Source organism: Martelella sp. FOR1707 (assembly GCF_053484265.1).
In genome coordinates, this window is the sequence record NZ_JBAKFP010000003.1 from 540,780 (window position 1) to 564,656 (window position 23,877).

The following is a 23,877-nucleotide window of genomic DNA, read 5'->3' on the forward strand; positions in this document are numbered from 1 at the left end:
TTTAATTGGTATCGAAGCAGGACCGATGAGGATATGAAGCATGCTCAGCACATCGCATGACGATATCGAGCTTGGACGGACGCTGAGGGCCGTGCGCGAGCGGGCCAAGCTGTCGCAGCGGGCGCTGGCGAAAAAGGCGAATGTATCGAGTTCGACCATCTCCTTGATTGAATCCGGCAGGCTCAATCCTTCAGTCGGCTCGCTGAAGCGGATCCTCGAGGGCATCCCGATCGGCCTGTCCGAATTCTTCGCCTTTACCCCGGAGGCCGAGAAGACGGTGTTCTATGCCGCCGAGGAACTGACCGAGATCGGCAAGGCGCGGCTATCGCTGAAGCAGGTGGGTAATTCCATCGGCCGCGCGATGATGATCCTGAAGGAGACCTACAGGCCGGGCGCGGATACCGGCCGGGTGATGTATCGCCACGAGGGCGAGGAGGGCGGGATCGTGATTTCCGGCCGGATCGAGATCACCGTCGGCGACCAGCGCAAGATACTGGGCCCCGGCGACGCCTATTATTTCGACAGCCGCGAGCCGCACCGCTTCCGTCAGGTGGGGCCGGAGGACTGCATCATCGTCTCCGCCAGCACCCCGCCGACATTCTGAGAATAGCCGTCACTCAAAGGCCCTTTGTATGAAACCCTCAGACCACAGGCGCCGATGCCGGTTCAGAAAGCCGCGCGGTAGATCGACAGCGCATCTTCCTCGCAGACCGGGCGCGGGTTGTTGACCAGAAGCCGGGTCTGGTTCATCGCGTCGGAGGCCAGTTTCGGGAGCATGTCCTCGGGAATATTCATCGCTCTGAGATTGGGCTGCAGGCCGCAGGCGCGCGACAGTTCCGCAAGCTTCTCGCAGAGGGCCGCGGCCCGTTCCTGTCCCTCCAGAGCCGATAGTTCCGGAAAAACGAAAAGCGCGAGCTCGGCATAGGGAGCAGGGGAGGTGACAATGTTGAACCGCAGGACATGCGGCAGAACCAGCGCGTTCGAGAGACCGTGCGGGATGTGGAAGTGCCCGCCGAGCGGATAGGCAAGCGCATGGACCGCGGCAACCGGCGAGTTGGCGAAGGCCTGTCCTGCCAGCATCGATCCCAGCAGCATGTCGGAGCGCGCGGCCTGGTCCGAGCCGTATTCGACCGCCTTCAGAAGCGAGCGGCCCATCAAGGTCAGCGCCTGTGTCGCCAGCATGCGCGATAACGGGTTGTTGTTGGGGCTCGCCGAGGCGTAGGCCTCGATCGCATGCACCATGGCGTCGATGCCGGTTGCCGCGGTTATGTGCGGGGGGAGGCCATAGGTCAGGGCGGGATCGAGCAGGGCGATATCGGGCAGCAGCACCGGCGAGACCACGCCCATCTTCTCATTGGCGCCGGTGGTGACGATCGATATCGGCGTGACCTCCGAGCCGGTCCCGGCGGTCGTCGGCACGAGAATGAGCGGTAGGCGCGGGCCGCGCGCCTTGTCCACGCCGTAGACATCCGCCAGCGTTTCCTTGCCCGGAACCAGAAGCGCAACCAGCTTCGCGACATCGAGCGAGGAGCCGCCGCCAAGGCCAACAATCCCTTGCGCGTCAGCCGATCGCGCCGCGTCGACGGCTGAAAGCACCACATGCTCGGGCGGATCGGCCTCTACATCGCCGAACAGTTCCACGGCGATGCCGCCTTTTCGCAAAAGGTCCACAGCCCGGTCGACGATCCCCGTCGCCATCATGCCGGGATCGGTGACAAGCATGATGCGATCTCCGATCTGGGCCTTCACCAGCGTCGGCAGTTCCTCCAGGGCGCCGACGCCGAAGCGGATGGATTTTGCGGTGTTGAAAGCGAATTTATTCATGGTTTCCTCGAAAGTCCGTCTTGGCCGGCGAAGCGGAACGCGAACGCCGCAACCGGAGTCAAGCACGCGGCGGGCGGCTCATACGGCGATGCCGCCAATCTGCAGCTCGGTAATGCGGCGCGCCATTGCGCGCTGCTGTTCGGGGGTCTCGCCGGAGCGCGGCCGATACCAGATCGCCATCCAGTTCACGGCGCCGAGCATGCCCTTGACGGCCAATGAAACGTCCGCGTCGGAGCGGATGCTTCCATCGGCCTGACCCGCGCGAAAAGCTTCGACGAAGAGCAGTTCGAACCGGTGCCTTATATCCATCAGCTCATCAAGGCTGTCGCGCTGTTCGGGGGTGGTCGCGCCCAGGCGGTGCATGTGCACGCCCTGCACGACGACCGCTTCGTAGGCGATGTTCTGCATCATGGTCAGAGCGTGCGCCTCAAGCATGCGCGTGAGCTTTTCGCGACCGGTGCCGCCGGCCGCCATCGCTTCATTCACCGCGTCCATCAGCCGTCTCATGCCTTCGCGGTGCACCTCGAAGAACAGGTCGGTCTTGGAGCGGAAGTAATGGTAGATGCGACCCTTGGTCGCGCCGAGGCGACGGGCGACATCATCGATGCTGGTTCCCTGAAACCCCATTTCGGTGAAGCAGAGCGCGGCGCAATCAAGGATTTCGACGACGCTCTCGCCGAGTTCGCCCGACTCTTGCTGACCTCGGGTCTTCAGCGCCCATTCGCGGTGCATGTCGTTTTTCGCCACCGGTTCCCCCTGCGGTCAATTCCCAATCTGCGTCCTTCCAGCAATAAAGCCGATATCGAAGGCTCACAACAAACTTGATGTCGCGTTTGCGGTCTGGACAGTTCCGGATTGGCATACTACGGAGTATGTTGCAATAAGAAAGTCGCCGATATGCAAGGAGGTCCCAAGTTGAATGAAGCGCACGCCCCCCACCTTTCCGAGTGGGTAACCGTCGATCAGCCGATGGTCGACCGATTCGCCGACGCGATCGACGACCACCAGTTCATCCATGTCGATCCCGAACGGGCCAGGGCCGAAACCGCCTATGGCGGCACTATCGTGCACGGCTTTTACCTCTTGTCGATGCTGACTTCCTTCGCACGCAGCGCCCTGCCGCCGGCAAAACCGGGCGCGGTCGACGTCAATTATGGCTTCGACAAGCTGCGCTTCCTCACCCCGGTCCCGGTCGGCTCGCGCTTGCGCGCCAGCTTTACCCTGACAGGCGAGACGCCAAAGGCGGGCGGCATTCTGCGCAGCTATGAGGCAAGCGTTGAAATTGAAGGCGTGGATCGCCCCGCTCTCGCGGCAAACTGGCTGGTTCTGACGGTTGGGGACTGACGACGAAGAAGCGGGCCAGCGGCGCTGATTGCGCGTAACAGAAACGAAATTCATCGAGACAAGTGATTCGGAGGAGATAGATATGTCGGTTTCATTCAAGGATCAGGTGGCGGTCGTCACCGGCGCGGGCGGCGGTCTGGGCCGTTCCCACGCTCTCATGCTTGCCAGCCACGGCGCGGCCGTCGTGGTGAACGATTTCGGCGGCGCGCGCGACGGCAGCGGCGGCACGACGGGGGCCAGCGAAGCCGTGGTGCGGGAAATCACCGCGGCGGGCGGGCGCGCCATCGCCAATGCCGGCAACGTCGCCTCGGAGGCGGATATGGCGGAGATGGTCGATCAGGCGCTTTCGGCCTTCGGTCGGATCGACGTGCTGATCAACAATGCCGGCATCCTGCGCGACAAGTCCTTCGCGAAGATGGAAATCGAGGATTTCCGTCGCGTGGTCGAGGTGCATCTGATGGGCACGACGATTGCGACCAAGGCCGTCTGGGCGCAGATGCGCGAGCAGAAATACGGCCGCATCCTCGTCACCTCATCGACATCCGGCAGCTATGGCAATTTCGGCCAGTCCAATTACGGGGCCGCCAAGATGGGCGTGCTCGGGCTGATGAATGTGCTCCATCTCGAAGGCGCGAAATACGGCATTCACGTCAACGCGATCGTGCCCACCGCGGCCACGCGCATGACCGGCGACATGATGGATCCGGCCATGCTGGAGTTGCTCGCGCCCGAACTGGTATCGCCCGCAGCGGTCTGGCTGGTGAGCCGCGACGCGCCCTCGCGCACCGCGCTGCTCGCAGGCGCGGGCACCGTCGCGCGCCTCGCGCTGGTCGAAAGCCAGGGCGTGTGCTTCGCCGGTCAGGAATTCACGCCTGAAACCGTCGGCGCGCGTTTCGAGGAGATCGCCAGTCTTGACGGGCAGATCGAGGTGATGGCCGGTCTCGATCACGTCGACCGGATCATCGCGAATGCCCGCGCAGCCATGGCGAAGGAGGGCTGAGGCGATGAGCGAACGTCTCCCGCCGCTACCGCGCAGCGCCTATGCCTGGCACTACGATACGGTGACGCAATGGAACGATTGCGATGTCTACGGGCACGTGAACAACGTGTCCTACCTGTTCTATTTCGACACGGCGATGAATATGGCGCTGATCGAGCATGGCGCGCTTGATCTCTCGGCCGAGGCCAAGGGGCCGATCGGGCTGGTGGTGCAGAACGGCACGCAATACTTCCGCGAGATTACCTTTCCGGCGAAGCTCAGCATCGGCGCGCGCGTCGAGGCCATCGGGCGCACCAGCCTGACCTGGGGTTTCGGCCTTTTCGACCTTGAAAGCGATAGCTGCGCCGCAAGGGGCCGCTTCGTCCACGTTTATGTGGACCGGGTCACGCGCCGCCCGATCCCGCTCACGCCGGAGTTGCGGGCCTGCGCCGAGGCGCTGTTGCGCGATCCTGCCTTAGACAACAAGGAGTCCTCGTCATGAGGGAAGCCGTCATCGTTTCGACCGCACGCACGCCGATTGGCAAGGCCTATCGCGGCGCGTTCAACGCCACCACCGCGCCCCGGCTGATCGGCCATGCTATCGAGCATGCCGTCGGCCGCGCCGGCGTTGACCCCGCGGAGATCGAGGATGTGGTCGTCGGCGCCGCCCTGCAGCAGGGCACCACCCATATGAACATCGCGCGCACGGGCCTTTTGCGCGCCGGGCTTCCGGTGACCGTTCCGGGACAGAGCGTCGACCGGCAATGCGCCTCCGGCCTGATGGCGATCGCGATCGCGGCCAAAGAGATCATATCGGACGGAATGGCGGTGACGATCGGCGGCGGCGTCGAGCAGATTTCGCTGGTGCAGACGCCCGAGATGAACACACGTCACTGGCACGACCCATGGATTAGCGAGCGGCTGCCGGCAACCTATATGGCGATGGTGGAAACCGCCGAGATCGTCGCGCGCCGCTATGGCGTGAGCCGCGAGGCCCAGGATGCCTATGCGCTGCAGTCGCAACAACGCACCGCCGCGGCCCAGGCGGCCGGCAGGTTCGATGACGAGATCGTGCCGCTCCGTACCACCATGCAGGTCACCGACCGCGAGAGTGGCGAAACCACGATGCGCGAGGTGACGCTTGAGCGCGACGAGGGCAATCGCCCTTCCACGACGCTGGATGGCCTCGCGGGCCTTGCCCCGGTATTCAAGGATGGCCAGCAGGTGTCTGAAGGCGTGTTCGTGACCGCCGGCAACGCCTCGCAACTGTCCGACGGCGCCTCGGCCTCGGTGCTGATGGAACGCCGCGAGGCGGAACGCCGGGGGCTTGCGCCGCTCGGTCTTTATCGCGGCATCGCCGTCACCGGCGTTTCGCCCGACGAGATGGGGATCGGCCCGATATCGGCGGTGACGAAGCTTCTTGCCGCCCATGACCTGAGCGTCGACGACATAGGCCTTTGGGAGCTGAATGAAGCCTTCGCCGCCCAGGTGATCCCGTCGCGCGACCGGCTCGGCATTCCCGACGAACTGCTGAACGTGAACGGCGGCGCGATCTCGATCGGCCATCCTTACGGCATGTCGGGCGCGCGCATGGTGGGCCACGCCTTGACTGAGGGCAAGCGGCGCGGCGCGCGCTACGTCGTCGTCACCATGTGCGTCGGCGGCGGCATGGGCGCGGCAGGGCTGTTTGAGGTTCTCTGAGCAAAAGCATTAAGACGGCCACCGCACGCGGCGGCCGTCTTCTTTTTTTAACAGACCCAAAGCTCAGCCCGAACCACGCAGCAAACGCCGGGCAGACAAGCGATGAGCCTCAACCCAGACCGGTGCGTCGATTGAGCCAGTCCGGGTAGGGGACATCCCGCTGCGCCATTTCCATCTCCTGCAGGCGCGCGGCGGCAGTCGGAGGGAACGGCGCGGCCTTCGGCTTGCCGGTATTGCGGGCAACGTGGAGCAGAACCTGCTCGCACCAGGCCAGCCGTTCGCCGCTCTCGTCCAGCATCTCCTGATAGAGGTGCATCCGCTTGGCATCGACCGCCAGAACCCGCGTGCCGACCGTAAAGGCGTCGCCCTCATGGCATTCGCGCTGATAGCCGATCCGCATCTCCAGCGTGTAGAGGGTGGCTTCGCTTTCGGCACGATAGGCCTCATCGAGGCCGATCTCCTCCATCAGCGCGGTCACCGAGCGGGAAAAGGCGATGCCATAGGCGAAATCGCCCATGTGGCCGTTATAGTCCACCCAGTCCGGTAGCACGCGGAACGCGCTCTGGAATATGGCGTTGCTCATGATTTGCTCCTGGCAGCGAAACGATGGCGGATTTCGCCCACGATCCCGCGGCGGAACAGCAGGACGCAGACGATGAAGGTTGCGCCAAGCGCCGTGGTCACGGGGAAGCCGGTGGTGGCGAAGTAATTCTGCAGGGTGACGACCAGCCCCGCGCCGACGATCGGCCCGGCAATGCTGCCGATTCCGCCCAGAAGCGTCATCAGGATCACCTCGCCGGACATGTGCCAGTTCACATCCGTCAATGTCGCGAACTGGAACAGGATCGCCTTGAGCCCGCCGGCCAGACCGGCAAAGCCCGCCGACATGACGAAAGCGCCGAGCTTGTAGCGCTGCACCGAGTAGCCGAGAGAGATCGCCCTCTGTTCATTCTCGCGGATGGCCTGCAGAACCATGCCGTAGGGCGAATGCACGATCCGCCAGATCGCGAAGATGCTGGCGACGAAGACAATGGCGATGACGTAGTAGAGCACATTGCCGTCGGCGAGATCGATCACCCCGAAAAGACGCCCGCGCGAGAAACCCTGAATGCCGTCTTCGCCGTGCGTGAAGGGCGCCTGAAGGCAGAAGAAGTAGAACATCTGCGCCAGCGCCAGTGTGACCATCGCAAAATAGATGCCCTGCCGGCGCACCGCCAGAAGCCCCATGACCAGGCCCAGCACAAGTGCTGCGGCGACGCCTGCGAGAATGGCAAATTCGGGGTTCACCTCCCAGACCTTCAGCGCATGCGCCGTGACATAGGCGGAACCGCCGAAGAAAGCGGCATGGCCAAAGGACAGGAGTCCGCCATAGCCAAGCAGAAGGTTGAAGGCGGAAGCAAACAGCGCGAAGCACATCAGCTTCATCAGCAATACCGGATAGATCCAGAGCGGCAGTATCATCAGTAGGGCGATGAGCGCCAGCACGATAAGCTGTTGCCGCCGGTGCGGGCGGGCGGTCTCGGCCACCGTCTCGAATTCTTCGGCTTCGATCATCTCAGTTTTCCTTTCCGAAGAGCCCTGCAGGGCGCAAGATCAGGACGATCGCCATGATGACGAAGATCGCGATATTCGCCGCCTCGGGGTAGAACACCTTGGTCAGCCCCTCGACGACGCCCAACAGATAGCCCGTGGCGATTGCGCCGAGGATCGAGCCCATGCCGCCGACGACGACCACCGCGAAGATGATAATGATCATGTTGGAGCCCATTGTCGGGCTGACCTGGAAGATCGGAGCGGCAAGCACGCCGGCAACGCCCGCAAGCGCGCAGCCAAAGGCGTAGGTCAGGGTCAAAAGCAGCGGCACGTTGACCCCGAAGGCCTGCACGAGCGTGGCGTCCTCGGTTGCGGCCCGCAGATAGGAGCCGATCTTGGTCTTCTCGATCAGCGCCCATGTGCCGAAGCAGATCAGCAGCGAGGCGATCACGACCCAGCCGCGATAGATCGGCACGGTCACGAAATCGGTGCGGATGACGCCTCGCATTTCGGCCGGGGTCGAAAACGGTTTGCCGGACGCGCCGTAGAAATGCTGGAACGCGCCCTCCAGAAGGAGAGCGAGGCCGAAGGTGAAGAGCAGGCCGTAGAGGTGGTCGAGATCGTAGAGGCGGCGCAGCATGGTGCGCTCGACCAGCGCGCCGACGAGGCCGACGAGGACGGGCGCAAGCAGTAGCGACGGCCAGTAGCCGAGACCCAGATACTGGCCCAGCATCCAGGCGGCGAAGGCCCCGAGCATGTAAAAGGCGCCGTGGGCGAAGTTCACAACTCGGAGCAGCCCGAATATCACCGCAAGGCCGAGCGACAGCAGCGCGTAGAACGAGCCGTTGATCAGGCCGATCATCACCTGCCCGGTGAGCACCACAAGCGGCACGCCAAAAATCATTGTCATGTCAAACTCCCAGTGCCTTGTTCAGCGCCTCGCGTCTGCCGGGCAGCTCGGCGACGGCAAAGCTGTCGATCATCTCGCCCTGATCCATGACGTAGAAATGATCCGCGATCCTGGCGGCGAAACGGAAGTTCTGTTCGACCAGAAGGACGCTGAGCCCGTGGGCCTTCAGCGCCTTCAGCATCTCGCCGATCCGGTTCACGATCACCGGGGCCAGACCCTCGGTCGGCTCATCAAGCAGGATCAGGCTGACGCCGGTGCGCAGGATGCGGGCGATCGCCAGCATCTGCTGCTCGCCGCCCGAAAGCTTGGTGCCGGGGCTGTGACGGCGTTCCAGCAGGTTCGGAAACAGCGTGTAGATCTCGTCGAGCGACATTTCCTTGCCGCTGCGGGCCACCAGCGGCGGCAGCATCAGGTTCTCTTCCACGCTGAGCGAGGCAAAGATGCCGCGTTCCTCGGGCACGAAGCCGATGCCGGCATGGGCGACGCGGTGCAGCGGCAGGCGCAGGATCGATCGCTGATCGAACTCGACCGTGCCGGTCCGCTTGCGCACGATCCCCATCAGACTGCGCAGCGTGGTGGTCTTGCCGACGCCGTTGCGGCCCAAGAGGGTCACGGTCTCGCCGGGGTAGACGTCAAGATCGACGCCATAAAGCGCCTGGCTTTCTCCGTACCAGGCTTCAAGGCCGCGCACCTTCAGCTGCTGCGGGCCGCGGGCCTCGCGCGTCGTCGCGGATGCATCAGTCATCGTCCTCGGTCCCCATATAGGCTTCGCGCACGCGCGGATCGGCGCTGACCTCGTCATAGCTTCCCTGCGTGAGTATCTCGCCGCGCTGCAGCACCGTGATGTCATCGCCGATATCGGCAACAACCTTGATATTGTGTTCCACCATCAGGACGGCGCAGTCCCGTGCGACATCGGCAATCAGCCGAGCCATCGTCTCGACATCCTCCTGGCCCATACCGGCCAGCGGCTCGTCGAGAAGCAGCACTTTCGGGTCGAGCGCCAGCGTGGTGGCGATCTCCAGAGCGCGCTTGCGCCCATAGGAGAGGTCCGCCGCCCGGTGATCGGCCATATCGGCAAGGCCGACGCGTCCGAGCAGCTCCATCGCGCGGGGCCTCAGCCGCGACAGGCTGGCGAGCGAGCGCCAGAACTGAACGGCAAGCCCGTTTTGCCTTTGCAGCGCCACACAGACATTGTCCACCAGCGACATGTCGCCAAAGGTCGCCGAGATCTGGAACGACCGGGCGACGCCAAGCCGCGCCACCTGCGCCGGCGCCATCCGGGTGATGTCCGTCTCGCCGACCATGATCGTGCCCGCGCTCGGCTGCAGGAACTTGGTCAGGAGGTTGAACACCGTGCTTTTGCCGGCGCCGTTCGGACCGATCAGCGCGTGGATCCGTCCGTAACGGATGTCGATATCGACATCCGTTACGGCCTGGAAGTTCCCGAAGGACTTGCTGAGACCCCGTGCCGACAGTGCGGCACGGGCGCTCTCCGGCGCGGTATGCGCCGAAACGGTAGCCATCGTCATAAGGTCGCCTTTACCCGTCGATGAGCGGGCAATCGCTCTGGTCGAGCGGCCGGAAAGCCTCGTCGCCCGGGATGGTGCGCAGGACCTTGTAATAGTCCCAAGGGCCCTCGGATTCTTCGGGTGACTTGACCTGGACGAGGTACATGTCATGGACGACGCGGCCATCCTTGCGCAGGGAGGCGTTATGGTTGAAGAAGTCGTCGATATCCATGCCGCGCATGGTTTCCATGACCTCGGAACCGCTCTTTGCCTGGCCCGATGCCTCGGCGGCCTTGAGGTAGTTCATCACCGAGGAATAGACGCCGGCATGGACCATGGTCGGCATCTTGCCGTCCATGCGTTCCCCGAACCGTTCCGACCAGGCGCGGGTTTCGTCGTTCATGTCCCAGTAGAAGGCGGTCGTCAGCGTCAGGTTCTGCGCGATGTCGAGACCGACGCCATGAACATCGGTCAGGAACAGCAGCATGCCGGCGATATCCTGCCCGCCGGCGGTGATGCCGAACTCTTCCGCCTGTTTCAGCGCGGTCATCGTATCGCCGGAGGAGTTGGCAAGCGCAATCACATCCGCGCCGGAGGCCTGGGCCTGCAGCAGGTAGGACGAGAAATCGGAGGTTTCGCGCGGATGCATGACCTGCCCGACAACCGTGCCGCCGGCAGCCTTGACGGCCGCAGCCGTATCGGCCTCAAGCGCATGGCCGAAGGTGTAATCGACAGTCAGGAAGAACCAAGTCTTGTCGCCCTGCAGCGTCATCGCGCGACCGGTTCCGTTCGCCAGCGCATAGGTGTCCCATGTCCACTGGGCCGTCGATGGTGAACAGGAAGCGCCTGTCAGCGCCGAGGAGCCCGCGGTCGAGATCAGCAGGGCCGTATCGCTCTGGCGGGTGATTTCCTGCACGGCGAGGGCCACCGAGGACGTCGGCACGTCGGCGATCGCGATCACGTTCTGCTCGTCGATCCAGCGGCGCGCCAGCGTGGAGCCGACATCCGGCTTGTTCTGGTGGTCGCCGACGATGACCTCGACATCTTCGCCCAGAAGCTTGCCGCCAAAGTCCTCGACAGCCATCTCCGCGGCGACTTGCGAGCCCTTGCCGGAAAGGTCGTAATTCATCCCCGACATGTCTGTCAGAACGCCGATCCGATAAGGCTCGGCCTGCGCTCCCGCCGCCAGCGCGACGGAGAAGGCCGACGTCAGAATGGCCTTTGTTATTACAGTCATAAATATTCTCCTCCCAATTGGCACCACTCGAGGTGCATGAAAAAGCCGGGCGAACCCACGCGCCGGCCGGTGATCAGGCCCCGCCGCCGCCTTCGGCAAGCAGCTTGGCCAGCAGAAACTGGTCGCCCTCGGCGCCTTCGGCCCAATTGCGCCGGGCATGGGCGTCGATGGCGGATTTGGTCATGCGCAGCGACATCGGCGGTATTTCCGCGATCGCTTTCGCCCATGTTTTCGCCTCTTCAAGGGCCCTGCCCTGATGAACCGTGCGGTCGGCGAGGCCGAGCGTCAGCGCCTCGTCTGCGCCGATCGTTTCATCGCAGCACAGAATTCTCTTGGCGCGGCCCGCGCCGACGCGTTCGGTTAGAAGCGGAAGGCCGCCCCAGCCGAGTGTCATGCCGAGACGCACCTCCGGAAAGCGCAGATAGGCACCCTCGGCCATGACGCGGAAATCGGCGCAAAGCGCGAGGATCGCGCCGCCGCCGATGGCCGGCCCCTCAAGCGCGGCGATGACGATCTGCGGAAGCCGCCGCCAGGCCGTGCTCATGCGCACGCCCGCATTCATGGCCAGGTGACGGGCGACCGCCGGGCCCTGCGGGTCCCAAAGCCGCGGGTCCTTCAGGTCCACGCCGGCGGCAAAGATTTTCGGCGTGCCGGCGAGAACGATCACCGAAACATCGGGATTGAGCGACAGCTCCCTTGCCGCCGTCTCCAGCGCGTCGATCATCGCGTGATCCAGCGCATTCGCCTTTCCGCCACGATCGAATCGTACGGTTGCAATCGCGCCTTCTACCTCAACCTCAACACCGGACATTGCGGCCATTTCCCTCGTCATTTCACCGTCGCCGAGCGACATACTACTAAGTATGTTGCACAATGAGGCACAACAATGCAATATGAAATATGAGAGGACGGAAGCCGACGCGCGTCCCGAATTTGAGTTTTTCCTGAGGAGGACAAGATGGCCCCCAAGCCCCCCGGCAAGGCCCCTGAAACCGCTGCGACGGCCGATCCGGCTTTGGACAGAAAGCGCTCCGTGCTGCGCTATGTCCTTGATGGGTATGCGCAAACCCAGCCCGAAGCGCCGTTCGTCCAGTTCTGGCCGGGGCCGACATGGACCTATGGCGAATTGCATCGCAGGGTGCGCCTCAGGGCCAGCGCGCTGGCGCAAGCCGGCGTCAAGCGCGGCGATCACGTGCTTTGTCTGATGGGCAACAGTCCCGACCTTCTGTGCAGTTGGTTCGCGATCAACTACCTCGGCGCGGTCTATGTGCCGATCAACACCGGCGCGCGCGGTCACATGCTCGAACACATCCTCAGCGATGCGGATGCGCAAGTGCTGATCGCGCAGGCCGCCTTGGTCGAGCGGTTGGCGGAGGTGAAGCCCGGCAAGGTGAAGACCGTGCTGGTGGTCGAGGGCGAGCCCGAGGCGATCGAGGGCTACGACATTCGGCCGCTGGTCGACCCGCAAGCCGAAGACGCGGAAGCGCTGAACCTCGCGCAGCCGATCGAACCCTGGGACCTGCATGCGATCATGTACACGTCAGGCACCACCGGCAACGCCAAGGGGGTGATGAGCACCTATGCGCAGCACTACACGATGGGCCCCGACGCCTTCGACTGCGTCGAGGCCGATGACCGATGCATGATCTGCGGGCCGATCTTCCATTGCGGTTCGACGCTTTACGTGAATGCGATGCTGGCGCGCGGGCTTTCGATCGGCATGATGCGCGAGTTCAAGACCGACACGTTCTGGCAGGCCGTTCGCGAGACCGGCTCGACCTACTGCCTCCTTCTCGGCGTCATGGCCGCCTTCCTGCTCAAGGCGCCGGTCCGCCCGGACGACCGCGACCATCCGCTGCGCCGCGCCTTCATTACGCCCTTCGGCGAGGATGGCCCTCTGTTTGCCGAACGGTTCGGCATCGAGGCCTGGACCATCTACAACATGACGGAGATCGCAAGCCCCCTGCATGCCGGCCCCGGCATCAAGACCAAGGGGATCGCCGGCAAGCCGCGCCCCTGGTGCGAGCTTCGGATCGTCGATGAAAACGACATGCCGCTGGGTGACGGCGAGGTGGGTGAACTGACCATCCGGTCGCACCGCCCCTGGGCGCTGATGGCGGGCTACTACAATAATCCCGCGGCAACCGTCGAGGCCATGCGCAATGGCTGGTTCCACACCGGCGACAGCTTCCGCCGGGACGAGGACGGAACCTACTACTTTGTCGACCGGCTCAAGGACGTTATCCGCCGGCGCGGCGAGAACATCTCGTCCTTCGCGCTGGAAAGCGAGGTCCTGAACCTGCCGGAGATCCGCGAATGCGCCGCCGTGGCGGTGCCGTCCGAGTTCAGCGAGGATGACGTGCTGATCGTCGTATCGCCGGCCAGCGGACAAGGCATAGACCCGGCTTCCGTCATCGAGCGGCTCGCCGGGACGCTGCCGCGCTTCATGGTGCCGCGTTACCTGCGCGTCCTCGAAGACCTGCCGAAGACAGCATCCGGCAAGGTGCAAAAGCACCTGCTGCGCAAGGACGGCGTCACCACCGATACCTGGGATCGCGAGGGCGCAGGAGAGTCTCGCGCGCGGTGAGAATGCGCGTGAATGATTCACAGACATGGTCTTGAGGATTGCGAACCGATAATCAGTTTACGCGCGACGGTGCGGCGATAAGCGGGCAACGCCGCGATTCTGTCGTTGAGGAAAGCTGAACCATTCTTCGCGGTTCTTTTAGGGGGGCGGCCCGGTGTCAGCGTGTTCTTCGCTTTCCCGCGCGTCCTGCCTATTCCAGATCGATCCGCTGGCCGGTTTCGTCGAAGAGATGCCAGTGGCTCTGTCTCGGGCGAACATCGACGACGTCGCCGCGCGAAAGCGCGCTCTGTCCCGGCTCATGGATCAGAACCGGTGTTCCATCCGGCAGTGTGCAGTGCAGGTAAGTGTTGGCGCCGTGCTGCTCGGAGACCGAGACGGTGACCGGCCATGTCAGTGCGTGCTCTTCAGCCGTCACGAGGTGTTCGGGCCGGATACCGAGCGTCACTTTCTGCCCGGCTGCATGCCCGGTGGCATGGTCGGCGAGTTTAAGCGGCGGCAGGTGCTCCGTGTTGAAAACCAGCGCTCCGTCGTCAGCCCGGTCGAGTTTGCCCTCGACGAAATTCATTCTGGGCGAACCGATAAAGCCGGCGACGAAGGTGTTGCGCGGGGTGTTGTAGAGTTCCAGCGGCGCCCCGACCTGCTCGATGACGCCGCGTCTCAATACCACGATCTTGTCGGCCATGGTCATCGCCTCGATCTGGTCGTGGGTCACGTAGATCATGGTGTTGCCGAGCCGTTCATGAAGTTTGGTGATTTCGAGCCGCATATGGACGCGCAGTTCGGCGTCGAGATTGGAAAGCGGTTCGTCGAACAGGAATATCTTCGGATCGCGGGTGATCGCGCGGCCGATCGCCACACGCTGCCGCTGGCCGCCGGAAAGCTGCTTTGGTCGGCGGTCGAGCAGCGCATCGATCTGCAGCATTTCGGCGGCGATCGCGACGCGGCGGTTGATCTCATCCTTCGGCATCCGGATGTTTTCCAGTCCGAAGCTCAGATTTTCCCGCACCGTCATGTGGGGATAGAGCGCATAGGACTGGAACACCATCGCCACGCCGCGATCTGCCGCCGCCACATGCGCTACGCTTTCGCCGTCGATCCGGATGTCGCCGCTGGTCACATCCTCAAGCCCGGCGATCATGCGCAGCAAGGTGGACTTGCCGCAGCCGGACGGCCCGACAAAGACGACGAATTCACCATCATCGATTGTCAGGTTGACGTCGGGGATGACTTCGACAACGCCGAAACATTTGTTGAGGTTTTCGAGGGTCAGTTTTGCCATGGTTGTCGAGCCTACTTGATGCCGGTGGAGGCGATGCCGCTGGTGATGTAACGCTGCAGAAAGATAAAGGCGAAGGCGAGCGGCAGGGCTGTCAGCGTGGTCATCGCCAGAAGCAGGTCGTAGCGGATCTCGAATTCCGTCTGGAACGAGGCGAGGGCGAGCTGCAGGGTGAAAGATTCCCGGTTGTTGAGCACGATCAGTGGAAGCAGGAAATCGTTCCAGCGCGACAGGATCGAGAAGATCGCGACCACCGCCAGCGCCGGGGAGGACAGGGGCAGGATGATGCGCCAGAAAATGCGCCATTCGCTGGCATGGTCCATGCGCGCCGCCTCCAGCAATTCGTCGGGAATGGTGAGCATGTATTGGCGCAGCAGAAACACGCCGGTCGGTGTGGCGACGGTCGGCAGGATCACACCCCACAGACTGCCGACGAGACCGAGTTGGGCAACGATCAGATAGACCGGCACCAGAACCACGGTGGCCGGGATCATCAGCGTCGCCAGAATGGCCGTCAGCGCGGCCGTCGAGCCGCGAAACCGGTATTTCGACAGCGCGAACGCCGCCATCGAATTCATCACCAGCGTGATCGCCGTGGCCACCACCGTGATGAACAGCGAATTATAGACATAGCGCCAGATGTCTGGGCCCGCCGAGGTCAGAAGATTGATATAGTTGTTGATCGTGAAACGGATCTTGCGCACCGGCTCGGCGTTCGCGACCTTGACCACGACCCGTCCTGCGCCCGGGTTGGCGGGGTCGATCATTTGGGCGTTCAGCCCGACGCGGCGGATCTGGGCGAGTCGGATGGTCTCGCCGTCTTCGGTCCTGACGTCGTAGAGCGGCAGCGGCTCGTCGAAGCCTTCGACGGAGACCGTTTCGGTCGTGACCGGCAGCAGCGTCGGGGGAAAGTCCTGCAGATTGGCGGGCGTCTTGAACGAGGAGATCACCAGCCACAGCACCGGCGCGAACATGATGACGAGGCCGAGCAGGAGGTAGCCATAGGTCAGGTAATCGGTCCAGTCGGCTTTTCTGCCGCCGCGCTTGACGAAGATCAGACCGAGAAGGCTCGGCGTCGGCGGGTTTCGGGCGATGCGAATATCGTCGAGGTCAGTCATTCCGGGCGCTCCTGGAAAGCTTCAGCTGCAGCGCCGTGAACAGCAGCAGCACGAGACCGAGCAGCAGCGAGGCGGCCGCGGCAAGGCCGAAATTGCGCGGCTGCGCGGCAAAACCGACCTCGTAGATGTACTGGACCATCAGCATGGTGGCCGAGCCGGGCCCGCCGCCGGTCAGGACATAGAGTTCGTCGAATGTCTGCACCGAGCGGATCACGCAAAGGACGAAGACCACAAGAAGCACGGGCAGCAGAAGCGGGAGGGTGATGCGCCGGAACACACGCCAATGGCTGGCCGAGTCCATCTTTGCGGCCTCATAGACATCCCGCGGGATGGCCTGGAGTCCTGCAAGAAGAATGATGGTGTAAAACCCCATATGCGCCCAGATCGTGACCGCGACGGCCCAGGCAAAGGCCGTGTCGGCGTGAACCAGCCAGTTGATGCCGCTGAGGCCGACAGCCTCCAGAAGCCCGTTGAGCGCGCCGTTTCGTTGCAGGATCCACTGCCAGGTGAGCGCGACGACCACCGGCGAAAGCATGACGGGGAAGAAGAAAACGCCCCTGAAGAAGCCGCGCCCCCTGATCTCGCGGTTGAGGCAGATGGCGGTCAGCAGTGAGATGCCGATCATCAGCACCACCTGTGTCGGCACGAAGACGAGGCTGTTGCCGAGTGCGCGCCAGAACAGATCGCGCGAGCAGGTCGATGGCTGGAGATAGTTCTGGCAGTCGAGCAGCGTCTCGTAATTGGCCATTCCGATGAACGGCCGATCGGTGGGATAGAGCCTGTCGCTGCCGGTGACGGAATAAAAGATATTGATGAAAACCGGAAGCAGCGCAAACAGCAGCACTGCCGTCAGATTGGGAATCAGGAAAATCCAGGGCATCCGCTTGATGCCGATTGTCTTCTGGACGCCGGTCATCACCGGTTCGACCAGACGCGCCGGCAAGGTCGCCACATTGGCCAGAACCCGACCAGGATGCATGCGTGCTGTCATCCGTTCCTCCCAACGGCTTTCGATGTGGGCGCCCTTCACCGGGCGCCCCCATCTTCTGGCGGGCCGCTTTACTGGTTGCCTTGGGCGGCATCGATCGCCAGGTTGACGTCCGCCTCGATCCGCGCGAGCGCCTCATCGACCGTCAGTTCGTCATTGAGCACCTGGCTGATGCGTGTCGTGAGCGAGTTCATCATCGCGCGCTGGTAGCGCCAGCCCTGGAATCGGAAGGCGGCGTCGGCCATCTTCGGCACCTGGGCGCTGAAGGTCGCGAGCGCTTCCTGGGTCCGCTCCGAAGCGCCCGGATATTCGACGCCGGCATCGCCGACCGAGCGGGAAGCCGGGATCTCGACCGAGGCGGCGATCACCTCGGTGAGATTTTCGGGCTGTGACAGATAGTTGATGAAGGCGCCCATGGCTTCCGGGTGTTCGGTGTGTTTGAACGCCACCAGCGCGCCGCCGCCCGGCATCACCGTGCAGGAGGACGGGCCGCAAGGGGCGGGTGCGACCTCCCAGTCGAACAGGTCGCCGACTTCGGCATCCATCTTGCCGAGATTCCAGGAACCGCCGAAATAAAAGACGACATTGGCATTGAGGAAATCGGCGAACAATTCGCGATGGGTCGCCCCGCCGACCGCCCCCCAGAGATCCATGGGCATTACGCCGGTTTCATGCCAGTCCTTGAATTTCTCGATGGCGTTGCGAAGGCCATCGTCGACGACCGGCCGGCCCTGATCGTCGACCAGTTCGGCGCCCTGGCTGATGGCGAAGCTGGCGAAGCGGTGGCCTGACCTGTCCATTTCCATCGGAAAGTCGGTATCGGTGGCTTCGGCCACCTTCTGTGTCGCCGCGGCCCAGTCATCCCATGTCGCGCCTTCCTCCGGCAACGGCACGCCGGCCTGCTCGAACAGGGTCTTGTTGACATAGGCACCATTGATTGTCAGCGAGGTTGGCATGCCGAAAATCGCGTTGCCATCGGGGTCGCTGCCACGCAGCCAGGACAGGGTCTGGCCGTAGTCCTTCTCGAACTGTGCCGCATCGACATATTCGGTGAGATCAAGGTAGAAACGGCTCAAGCCGCCGAGATCGGTAATGATCGCGCCATCCGGTCCTTCACCGGATTCAAGCTGGACCGGCAGGCTCTCCACGATCGTCTGATAGCTCACGGATTCCAGTTTGACCGGCAGATCGGGGTGCTCTTCATTGTAGCGATCGGCCACGGGTTGCATGGTGATGCAGCCGAAGCCGGTGTCGTCGCAAAGGATCGTGGCTGCGCCATTCTGTGCGGAAGCGGCAACGGCGCAGGCAAAAAACGCGCCGGCGGCCGCCGGGTAAGCGAAAGCGGAAAGTTTCATTTTGCTCCTCCCATTGGACGATGCCAGCCCTCCGCTAGACATCTTGTCCCGTCGGAAACGCTGGTCCGACCAGAAAACTATTCATTGGCCAGACCAAAATGTCAACACCGCAGTTTTCTCGGCAATTATTGGTCCATTTCAGCGAAAAATCATCCTATTCGTGCGAAAACGACGCTTGACAGATGTGCGGTATTTCTGTCTGGTCTGTCCAAAGTTGGGTTCTGGCGACGTGAGGCAGTCGGGGCTCAAACGGCCGCGAGGCTTGTCATCACCATGGAGGATTGGGGTAGATGTTGAGGTTTGGCGTCGTGGGCATCGACCACGGACATATTTTCGATCACGTCAACGGATTGCTGGCCGCAGGGGCGGAATTCGCCGGATATTGCGACAAAACCTCGGTTCCCGGGCTCCTTGACGCCCTCCGGAAAGCCTATCCCGATGTGCCTGTCATCGACCGGCAGGCGCTTTTTGACGATGACAGTATCGATGTCATCTGCATCGCGGCGATCCCCGCCGACCGTGCAGGTCTGGCGATCCGTGCGATGGAGGCCGGCAAGGATGTCATCGTGGATAAGCCTGGTATGACCACGTGGGCACAACTTGCCGACATACGCGAGACGGTCGAGAAAACCGGGCGGATTTTCTCGATCTGCTTTTCCGAGAGGCTTTGTGTTCCCTCCGCGGTGAGGGCCGGCAAACTGGTGAAAGCGGGTGCGATCGGCAAGGTGGTGCAAACCATCGGCATGGGGCCGCACCGCATGTCGGCGGACCAGCGTCCGGACTGGTTTTTCAAGCTGGACCGGTTTGGCGGCATCATCGTCGATATCGCCTCGCACCAGATCGATCAGTTCCTGTTCTATACCGGCTCCGAGACGGCTGATGTTGCCGCGGCCAGCATCGGAAATTTCGCCACCGGCGACCATCCCGCGTTTCAGGATTTCGGTGAGGTGCTGCTGCGCAGCGATCGTGCTGCCGGCTATATCCGCGTCGACTGGTTCACCCCGGACGGGCTGCCGACATGGGGGGACGGGCGGCTGACAATCCTTGGAACGGACGGCTATATCGAGCTGCGGAAATATGTCGATATCGGCGGCCGCGAAGGCAAGGATCACCTCTTTCTCGTCGACCAGACCCACACCGAGTACATCGATTGCTCCGGGGACAAGCTCGATTACTTCGACCAGTTCGTCGTCGATGTGCGCGAGCGGACGGAGACCGCCATGAGCCAGGCTCACGTCTTCGAGGTCTGCCGGCTGTCGCTCGAGGCCCAGGAAAAAGCCCACAACATCACTGCGCGCTGAGCGGAGCGGGAGGAGAGAATATGACCAGGAAGTTTCGCGTCGCCGTGATCGGGGCCGGCATCGCCGCCCGTCACATGGTGGGCTACAAGTGGAATGCCGAGCGTTTCGAGGTCAAGGTGATCTGCTCGCTCGACGAGGATCGTGGCCGGGCTCTTTGCGAGGAATTCGGCGTGCCCGAATACACGCAGGATACCGAATCTTTGTTCGCGCGCGCCGATATCGATATCATCGATGTCTGCACGCCGCCGCACAACCATTTTGAACTGTCGCGCAAGGCGCTGGAAGCGGGCAAGCATGTCATTTGCGAAAAGCCGCTGTTCGGCTCGCTCGCCGATATCGACGCGATGGAGAAGATCGCCGCCGCATCCGGCAGGAAGATCATGCCGATCTTTCAATATCGCTATGGCACCGGCCTGCAGAAGCTGAAACACCTGATCGCCAAGGGCCTGACCGGCCGGCCGTTCATGACCACGATCGAGACCCACTGGTGGCGGCCGCCGCCCTATTTCGCTGTGGAATGGCGGGGCAAATGGGCAACGGAACTGGGTGGCGGGCTTCTCGGCCACGCCATTCACGCCCACGACATGCTCAACTATGTGCATGGTCCCTGCACCGAGATTTTCGCCTACGGGGCAACCCTGGTCAACAAGATCGAGGTCGAGGACACAATGGCGCTGGCCGTGAAAATGAAAAACGGATCGCTGGCGAGCCTGTCGATGACGCTCGGCTCGCGCGAGGAAATTTCACGACTGCGCTTCTGCTTCGAGAACGTCACCGTCGAGAGTATTCATGAGCCCTACACGATGGGGCGCGACCCCTGGCGGTTCGTTGCCGGCGATGAGGCGCATCAGGCGCGCATCGATGCCGCTCTCGCCGAGGTGGCGGCTACGGAGGATGGGTACACTCGCCAGTTCGAACTGTTTCACGAAGCGCTTGTCGAAGATCGCGATCCGCCGGTCACGCTTCAAGACGCCAGGAATTCGCTGGCATTGGTCACCGCTGCGTATTATTCAGATCGTACCGGCAAGCCCACAGGGTTACCGATTACCGAGGACCATCCGCTTTATCGGTCATGGCTACCGGAGGCGGGGAAGGAGTAGCAGGGCGCGTGCGCAGTTCCAACACACCCAACCCGAACACCGAAGGATCGACTGCAGCCGCTCAGGGCTCGAGGGGGGAGGGGCGAAAGGTGCGCCTGCTCGCAGCCAAGCGGCTTTACCAGGTCGTGGCGCGGCGGATCGCCCGCATGATCGAAGACAATCAGGGCAAGGAAGACTGGCACTTGCCATCCGAACGGGAACTTGCCGAACAGCTGGAGGTGAGCCGAACGGTGGTGCGTGAGGCGGTGATCGCTCTGGAGATGCGTGGCATCGTCGAGGTGCGGGGCCGGGCTGGCATCGTCGTGCTACCGGCCCATGTCAACCCGCTCAGTTTCGACGCTATCAATACCGATATTGGTCCTGGTCCGTTCGAATTGCTGGAAGCCCGGCTGGCGCTTGAATCGAGTGCGGCCGCACTGGCCGCCGAGCGGGCCACACGCTACGACATCATGGAGCTCGAGGAATGCATCGAGCGCATGCAGCTGGAAACCGACGAGGTTTTCCTGAATGAAAAGGGAGACCGGGAGTTTCATCTGACGATCGCGAATATGACCGGCAACGCCATCATTCTCTCGATGATCCAGGCCTTGTGGGACCAGCGCGACGCCTCGCGCATGTGGCAGCGGGTGCACCGGCACATCCATGCCCCGAAGGTGCGCGCGCTTTGGATCGGCGATCACTATGCCATCGTTGCGGCACTGAAGATGCGCAATGGCGAAGCCGCGCGTCATGCGATGATACGCCATATCAACAATGTCACGGAGGAACTGCTGCGCGCGGACGAACTGGGCCGGTTTTCTTCCGATGGCGCGGAGGAATGAGGAGGTGGAGATCATAAATGCTTAAGGGTTTCGAACATGTTGGCATGACTGTCAGCAATATTGACAAGAGCCTGAACTTCTATGTCGACCTGCTTGGCCTGAAGCTGGTCGTGCGCCGAAAGGGACAGGACGAGCACGGTTTCGAATTCTGCTTCCTCGATGCCGGCAATGCGATGCTGGAGATGACGGGGCCTGCGACCGGTGCGCTTCTGGCTGAAGACGTAGCTGCCGGACGCGCGGGACTGCGTCATCTGACCTTCTGCTTCGATGATGTCGAAGCGCTCTACCGCAAGCTGGAGGAAGCCGGCGTTGAACTGGTCGAGGCCCCGCGCAAAGCCTACAACAGCGATATCATGACCAAAGTCGCCTTCTGCCGCGATCCTGATGGAATCCTCATCGAACTCGGCGAGCGCTAAGGCCCTCGTGAGGCGGACCACGGGGTCCGCCTCGGCAGGCATTGCCTTTGGTCCGGCTGGTCAGATGACCAGGTCGATCAGGAACGGGCCGGCCTGATTGAAGCTTTGTCGCATCAGGTCCGCGCATTGCTCCAGCGTCGTCGCGCGGGCAGCCTCGACTCCCATGCCGTTGGCCAATTTCACCCAGTCCAGATCCGGTCTGGACAAATCCAGCATGCCCATCGCGGTCGGGCCCGGTTCGGCGCCGACATTCTCGTACTCGCCGATGAGGATATTGTATCTGCGATTGTTGAGCAGGATCGTGGTGCAGGGCAGTTGTTCGCGCGCCTGCGTCCATAATGATTGCAGGGAATACATCGCCGAGCCATCCGCCTGCAGGTTGATCACCCGCCGTTCGCCCCTGGATGCGACCGCCGCGCCGCTCGCAACCGGAAGGCCGTCGCCAATCGCCCCACCGCCGAGATTGAGCCAGTCATGCGCGGGGGCGGCGTAGGTGAAATGCTCAAGATATCCGCCGAACGAGATGCTCTCGTTCGATATGATCGCGCCCTCCGGCATCAGGGCGGCCAGGGTTTGCGCCAGCCCCTCCGGCGTTGGCGCGCCTGTGCCGGCGGCGGGCAAGGGGCCGGGATCCGGAATTGCGGTTTCCGGTGCGCCGATCTCGTCCACAAGCGCCTGAAGCGCTGCTTCGGAATCCTGATCCGGTCGGGACAGGACATGAAGCTGGGCATCCGGCCGATGCAAGGCCGACGGCCGGTTGGGATAGGCAAAGAAGCCCACCGGCGGTTCGGCGTTCACGAGAATGATATGCTCGTATTTGTCGAGCGCCGCCACCGCGGCATCGACGACATAAGGAACGCGGGGCAGGGGAACGCGCCCGCGCCCGCGTTGCAAATGTCCGTTGGTGTAGCTGCCCATAAGGTCGGCGCCGGTCGCCTTGGCCACGCGCCAGGCAAGGTGCTGGGAAGGCGCAAGCGTCGCCTGATCGGCAATCAGGATCAGGACGTTCTTTTGCGAGCGCAGGATGCGGCTCGCCGTCGTGACGGCATGCGGGTCGATCGGCGGTGGCGGCGGCACGGAAAGCGGTTCCGCAACCACGCCGCCCATGTTCCATGATGAATCCGCCGGAAGGATCAGCGTGGCTATCTGGCCGGACACGGCGCTTGCCGCCTGCACGGCAGCGGCGGCATCGCGCCCGACATCACGGGCATTCGAGCAGGTGCGGACCCAATGGGAAACGGTGCGCGCCATGCCCTCGGTATCGGCTGTCAGGGGAGCATCCAGCGGCCGGTGATAGGTGGCCTGATCGCCGACGATGTTGACGATTCCGGCGCGCGCGCGCCGCGCATTGTGCAGATTGGCCATTCCATTGGCCAGGCCCGGGCCGCAATGAAGCAGGGTGCAGGCCGGCTTGCGGGCGATCCGGTAATAACCATCCGCCATCCCCGTCACGACATTTTCCTGAAGGCCGAGCACACAATGCATGCCCGGAATGCGATCCAACGCGCCAACGAAATGCATTTCGCTGGTCCCCGGATTGGCGAAACAGGTATCGACACCCGATTTCAAGAGCGTGCGAACGAGGCTCTCGGCTCCATTCATTTCAGCTTGCAAGGACAACGAATTTCCTCCTATCCCTTGGTGCGAGGCCAGCTATTAATTTGAAATCAAAAGCAAGTGGTGGCCTCTCTCCCATCCGCGGACTGCCGGCGTTCGACACTATCTCCCGATCGTCACGTGGCGGTAAAGTATCGCCGCGTAGACGTTGAATGAAGACACGTATTTTCTCTCAAGTGATAAACATCGATTATCATCATCGGTAGCCTTCCTTTTCCGGAACTACCGCCATACGACTGCGGCGCGCAAAAGGCGACAA

Annotated in this window: 24 protein-coding genes; 10 read left to right on the forward strand and 14 right to left on the reverse strand. The window is 62.8% G+C overall.

Translation table 11 applies throughout. The features are described from left to right. Nucleotides 1–40: 40 nt before the first annotated feature. On the forward strand, nucleotides 41–604 hold the full coding sequence (locus V6765_RS10395; protein ID WP_448428413.1) for a cupin domain-containing protein: 564 nt from the start codon (nucleotides 41–43) through the stop codon (nucleotides 602–604). 62 nt (nucleotides 605–666) lie between these two features. Here V6765_RS10395 and V6765_RS10400 read toward each other — a convergent pair whose 3' ends face one another. Both V6765_RS10400 and V6765_RS10405 read right to left on the reverse strand, forming a co-directional pair. Then, entirely contained in the window at nucleotides 667–1,824 is a 1,158-nt protein-coding gene (locus tag V6765_RS10400) for an iron-containing alcohol dehydrogenase (RefSeq protein WP_448428415.1), read from the reverse strand. A 78-nt stretch (nucleotides 1,825–1,902) separates the two neighbouring features. Next, on the reverse strand, nucleotides 1,903–2,571 hold the full coding sequence (locus V6765_RS10405) for a TetR/AcrR family transcriptional regulator (protein WP_448428417.1): 669 nt from the start codon (nucleotides 2,569–2,571) through the stop codon (nucleotides 1,903–1,905). Nucleotides 2,572–2,739: 168 nt separating this feature from the next. Here V6765_RS10405 and V6765_RS10410 point away from each other — a divergent pair, with 168 nt between their 5' ends. The 4 genes from V6765_RS10410 to V6765_RS10425 all read left to right on the forward strand — a co-directional run bounded on the left by V6765_RS10410 (nucleotide 2,740) and on the right by V6765_RS10425 (nucleotide 5,848). Continuing rightward, nucleotides 2,740–3,168 (forward strand): MaoC family dehydratase, encoded by a 429-nt coding sequence (locus V6765_RS10410; protein ID WP_448428419.1) that lies wholly within the window; start codon nucleotides 2,740–2,742, stop codon nucleotides 3,166–3,168. An 82-nt stretch (nucleotides 3,169–3,250) separates the two neighbouring features. Beyond that, entirely contained in the window at nucleotides 3,251–4,168 is a 918-nt protein-coding gene (locus V6765_RS10415; protein ID WP_448428421.1) for an SDR family NAD(P)-dependent oxidoreductase, read from the forward strand. A gap of 4 nt (nucleotides 4,169–4,172) precedes the next feature. After that, nucleotides 4,173–4,649, forward strand: coding sequence for an acyl-CoA thioesterase (locus tag V6765_RS10420; RefSeq protein ID WP_448428423.1), 477 nt, complete (start codon nucleotides 4,173–4,175; stop codon nucleotides 4,647–4,649). Then, nucleotides 4,646–5,848 carry an acetyl-CoA C-acyltransferase gene (locus V6765_RS10425; RefSeq protein ID WP_448428425.1) on the forward strand — a complete coding sequence of 401 codons (1,203 nt, stop codon included), beginning with the start codon at nucleotides 4,646–4,648 and terminating at the stop codon, nucleotides 5,846–5,848. Before V6765_RS10420 ends, V6765_RS10425 begins: the two co-directional genes overlap by 4 nt. Nucleotides 5,849–5,957: 109 nt before the next feature. Here the strand turns inward: V6765_RS10425 and V6765_RS10430 are convergent, their stop codons facing one another. The 7 genes from V6765_RS10430 to V6765_RS10460 all read right to left on the reverse strand — a co-directional run bounded on the left by V6765_RS10430 (nucleotide 5,958) and on the right by V6765_RS10460 (nucleotide 11,850). After that, nucleotides 5,958–6,431 (reverse strand): thioesterase family protein, encoded by a 474-nt coding sequence (locus V6765_RS10430; RefSeq protein ID WP_448428427.1) that lies wholly within the window; start codon nucleotides 6,429–6,431, stop codon nucleotides 5,958–5,960. Continuing rightward, nucleotides 6,428–7,402 carry a branched-chain amino acid ABC transporter permease gene (locus V6765_RS10435; protein WP_448428429.1) on the reverse strand — a complete coding sequence of 325 codons (975 nt, stop codon included), beginning with the start codon at nucleotides 7,400–7,402 and terminating at the stop codon, nucleotides 6,428–6,430. Before V6765_RS10435 ends, V6765_RS10430 begins: the two co-directional genes overlap by 4 nt. Before the next feature lies 1 nt (nucleotide 7,403). Further along, nucleotides 7,404–8,291: a branched-chain amino acid ABC transporter permease gene (locus V6765_RS10440; protein WP_448428431.1), complete on the reverse strand. Its 888-nt coding sequence runs from the start codon at nucleotides 8,289–8,291 to the stop codon at nucleotides 7,404–7,406. Nucleotide 8,292: 1 nt separating this feature from the next. After that, nucleotides 8,293–9,036, reverse strand: coding sequence for an ABC transporter ATP-binding protein (locus tag V6765_RS10445; protein WP_448428433.1), 744 nt, complete (start codon nucleotides 9,034–9,036; stop codon nucleotides 8,293–8,295). Then, nucleotides 9,029–9,823 (reverse strand): ABC transporter ATP-binding protein, encoded by a 795-nt coding sequence (locus V6765_RS10450; protein ID WP_448428435.1) that lies wholly within the window; start codon nucleotides 9,821–9,823, stop codon nucleotides 9,029–9,031. Before V6765_RS10450 ends, V6765_RS10445 begins: the two co-directional genes overlap by 8 nt. Nucleotides 9,824–9,833: 10 nt before the next feature. Then, nucleotides 9,834–11,039: an ABC transporter substrate-binding protein gene (locus tag V6765_RS10455; RefSeq protein WP_448428437.1), complete on the reverse strand. Its 1,206-nt coding sequence runs from the start codon at nucleotides 11,037–11,039 to the stop codon at nucleotides 9,834–9,836. A gap of 73 nt (nucleotides 11,040–11,112) precedes the next feature. Then, nucleotides 11,113–11,850, reverse strand: coding sequence for an enoyl-CoA hydratase/isomerase family protein (locus V6765_RS10460; RefSeq protein ID WP_448428439.1), 738 nt, complete (start codon nucleotides 11,848–11,850; stop codon nucleotides 11,113–11,115). Between the two features lie 147 nt (nucleotides 11,851–11,997). On the opposite strand from V6765_RS10460, the gene V6765_RS10465 reads away from it, so the two are divergent. After that, nucleotides 11,998–13,626 carry an AMP-binding protein gene (locus V6765_RS10465; protein ID WP_448428441.1) on the forward strand — a complete coding sequence of 543 codons (1,629 nt, stop codon included), beginning with the start codon at nucleotides 11,998–12,000 and terminating at the stop codon, nucleotides 13,624–13,626. A 190-nt stretch (nucleotides 13,627–13,816) separates the two neighbouring features. On the opposite strand, the gene V6765_RS10470 is transcribed toward V6765_RS10465, so the two are convergent. The 4 genes from V6765_RS10470 to V6765_RS10485 all read right to left on the reverse strand — a co-directional run bounded on the left by V6765_RS10470 (nucleotide 13,817) and on the right by V6765_RS10485 (nucleotide 18,363). Then, the gene (locus tag V6765_RS10470) at nucleotides 13,817–14,905 is read right to left on the reverse strand and encodes an ABC transporter ATP-binding protein (RefSeq protein WP_448428443.1); all 1,089 of its coding nucleotides are present in this window, start codon (nucleotides 14,903–14,905) and stop codon (nucleotides 13,817–13,819) included. Between the two features lie 11 nt (nucleotides 14,906–14,916). Beyond that, entirely contained in the window at nucleotides 14,917–16,020 is a 1,104-nt protein-coding gene (locus V6765_RS10475; protein WP_448428445.1) for a carbohydrate ABC transporter permease, read from the reverse strand. Next, entirely contained in the window at nucleotides 16,013–17,011 is a 999-nt protein-coding gene (locus tag V6765_RS10480) for a carbohydrate ABC transporter permease (RefSeq protein WP_448428447.1), read from the reverse strand. The genes V6765_RS10475 and V6765_RS10480 overlap by 8 nt, the downstream gene beginning before the upstream one ends. Nucleotides 17,012–17,079: 68 nt before the next feature. Then, on the reverse strand, nucleotides 17,080–18,363 hold the full coding sequence (locus V6765_RS10485) for an ABC transporter substrate-binding protein (protein WP_448428449.1): 1,284 nt from the start codon (nucleotides 18,361–18,363) through the stop codon (nucleotides 17,080–17,082). 290 nt (nucleotides 18,364–18,653) lie between these two features. Here V6765_RS10485 and V6765_RS10490 point away from each other — a divergent pair, with 290 nt between their 5' ends. The 4 genes from V6765_RS10490 (at nucleotide 18,654) to V6765_RS10505 (ending at nucleotide 22,001) form a co-directional block, all read left to right on the forward strand. Then, a complete protein-coding gene (locus V6765_RS10490) occupies nucleotides 18,654–19,664 on the forward strand; it encodes a Gfo/Idh/MocA family protein (RefSeq protein WP_448428451.1) in 1,011 nt (336 codons plus the stop codon). Nucleotides 19,665–19,684: 20 nt separating this feature from the next. Then, nucleotides 19,685–20,764, forward strand: a complete 1,080-nt coding sequence (locus V6765_RS10495) for a Gfo/Idh/MocA family protein (RefSeq protein WP_448428453.1) — start codon at nucleotides 19,685–19,687, stop codon at nucleotides 20,762–20,764. An 89-nt stretch (nucleotides 20,765–20,853) separates the two neighbouring features. Further along, nucleotides 20,854–21,585: an FCD domain-containing protein gene (locus V6765_RS10500; protein WP_448428455.1), complete on the forward strand. Its 732-nt coding sequence runs from the start codon at nucleotides 20,854–20,856 to the stop codon at nucleotides 21,583–21,585. Between the two features lie 17 nt (nucleotides 21,586–21,602). Next, nucleotides 21,603–22,001 carry a VOC family protein gene (locus V6765_RS10505; RefSeq protein WP_018066143.1) on the forward strand — a complete coding sequence of 133 codons (399 nt, stop codon included), beginning with the start codon at nucleotides 21,603–21,605 and terminating at the stop codon, nucleotides 21,999–22,001. 60 nt (nucleotides 22,002–22,061) lie between these two features. On the opposite strand, the gene V6765_RS10510 is transcribed toward V6765_RS10505, so the two are convergent. Beyond that, a complete protein-coding gene (locus V6765_RS10510) occupies nucleotides 22,062–23,603 on the reverse strand; it encodes an acetolactate synthase large subunit (protein ID WP_448428799.1) in 1,542 nt (513 codons plus the stop codon). Between the last annotated feature and the right edge of the window lie 274 nt (nucleotides 23,604–23,877).

Coding starts and splice junctions, on each gene's coding strand:
- V6765_RS10470 (WP_448428443.1), bottom strand. CDS start 14,905: ATGGCAAAACTGACCCTCGAAAACCTCAACAAATGTTTCGGCGTTGTC.
- V6765_RS10505 (WP_018066143.1), top strand. CDS start 21,603: ATGCTTAAGGGTTTCGAACATGTTGGCATGACTGTCAGCAATATTGAC.
- V6765_RS10440 (WP_448428431.1), bottom strand. CDS start 8,291: ATGACAATGATTTTTGGCGTGCCGCTTGTGGTGCTCACCGGGCAGGTG.
- V6765_RS10430 (WP_448428427.1), bottom strand. CDS start 6,431: ATGAGCAACGCCATATTCCAGAGCGCGTTCCGCGTGCTACCGGACTGG.
- V6765_RS10480 (WP_448428447.1), bottom strand. CDS start 17,011: ATGACAGCACGCATGCATCCTGGTCGGGTTCTGGCCAATGTGGCGACC.
- V6765_RS10455 (WP_448428437.1), bottom strand. CDS start 11,039: ATGACTGTAATAACAAAGGCCATTCTGACGTCGGCCTTCTCCGTCGCG.
- V6765_RS10495 (WP_448428453.1), top strand. CDS start 19,685: ATGACCAGGAAGTTTCGCGTCGCCGTGATCGGGGCCGGCATCGCCGCC.
- V6765_RS10460 (WP_448428439.1), bottom strand. CDS start 11,850: ATGTCCGGTGTTGAGGTTGAGGTAGAAGGCGCGATTGCAACCGTACGA.
- V6765_RS10400 (WP_448428415.1), bottom strand. CDS start 1,824: ATGAATAAATTCGCTTTCAACACCGCAAAATCCATCCGCTTCGGCGTC.
- V6765_RS10510 (WP_448428799.1), bottom strand. CDS start 23,603: ATGAATGGAGCCGAGAGCCTCGTTCGCACGCTCTTGAAATCGGGTGTC.
- V6765_RS10415 (WP_448428421.1), top strand. CDS start 3,251: ATGTCGGTTTCATTCAAGGATCAGGTGGCGGTCGTCACCGGCGCGGGC.
- V6765_RS10425 (WP_448428425.1), top strand. CDS start 4,646: ATGAGGGAAGCCGTCATCGTTTCGACCGCACGCACGCCGATTGGCAAG.
- V6765_RS10420 (WP_448428423.1), top strand. CDS start 4,173: ATGAGCGAACGTCTCCCGCCGCTACCGCGCAGCGCCTATGCCTGGCAC.
- V6765_RS10435 (WP_448428429.1), bottom strand. CDS start 7,402: ATGATCGAAGCCGAAGAATTCGAGACGGTGGCCGAGACCGCCCGCCCG.
- V6765_RS10450 (WP_448428435.1), bottom strand. CDS start 9,823: ATGACGATGGCTACCGTTTCGGCGCATACCGCGCCGGAGAGCGCCCGT.
- V6765_RS10475 (WP_448428445.1), bottom strand. CDS start 16,020: ATGACTGACCTCGACGATATTCGCATCGCCCGAAACCCGCCGACGCCG.
- V6765_RS10445 (WP_448428433.1), bottom strand. CDS start 9,036: ATGACTGATGCATCCGCGACGACGCGCGAGGCCCGCGGCCCGCAGCAG.
- V6765_RS10465 (WP_448428441.1), top strand. CDS start 11,998: ATGGCCCCCAAGCCCCCCGGCAAGGCCCCTGAAACCGCTGCGACGGCC.
- V6765_RS10395 (WP_448428413.1), top strand. CDS start 41: ATGCTCAGCACATCGCATGACGATATCGAGCTTGGACGGACGCTGAGG.
- V6765_RS10485 (WP_448428449.1), bottom strand. CDS start 18,363: ATGAAACTTTCCGCTTTCGCTTACCCGGCGGCCGCCGGCGCGTTTTTT.
- V6765_RS10490 (WP_448428451.1), top strand. CDS start 18,654: ATGTTGAGGTTTGGCGTCGTGGGCATCGACCACGGACATATTTTCGAT.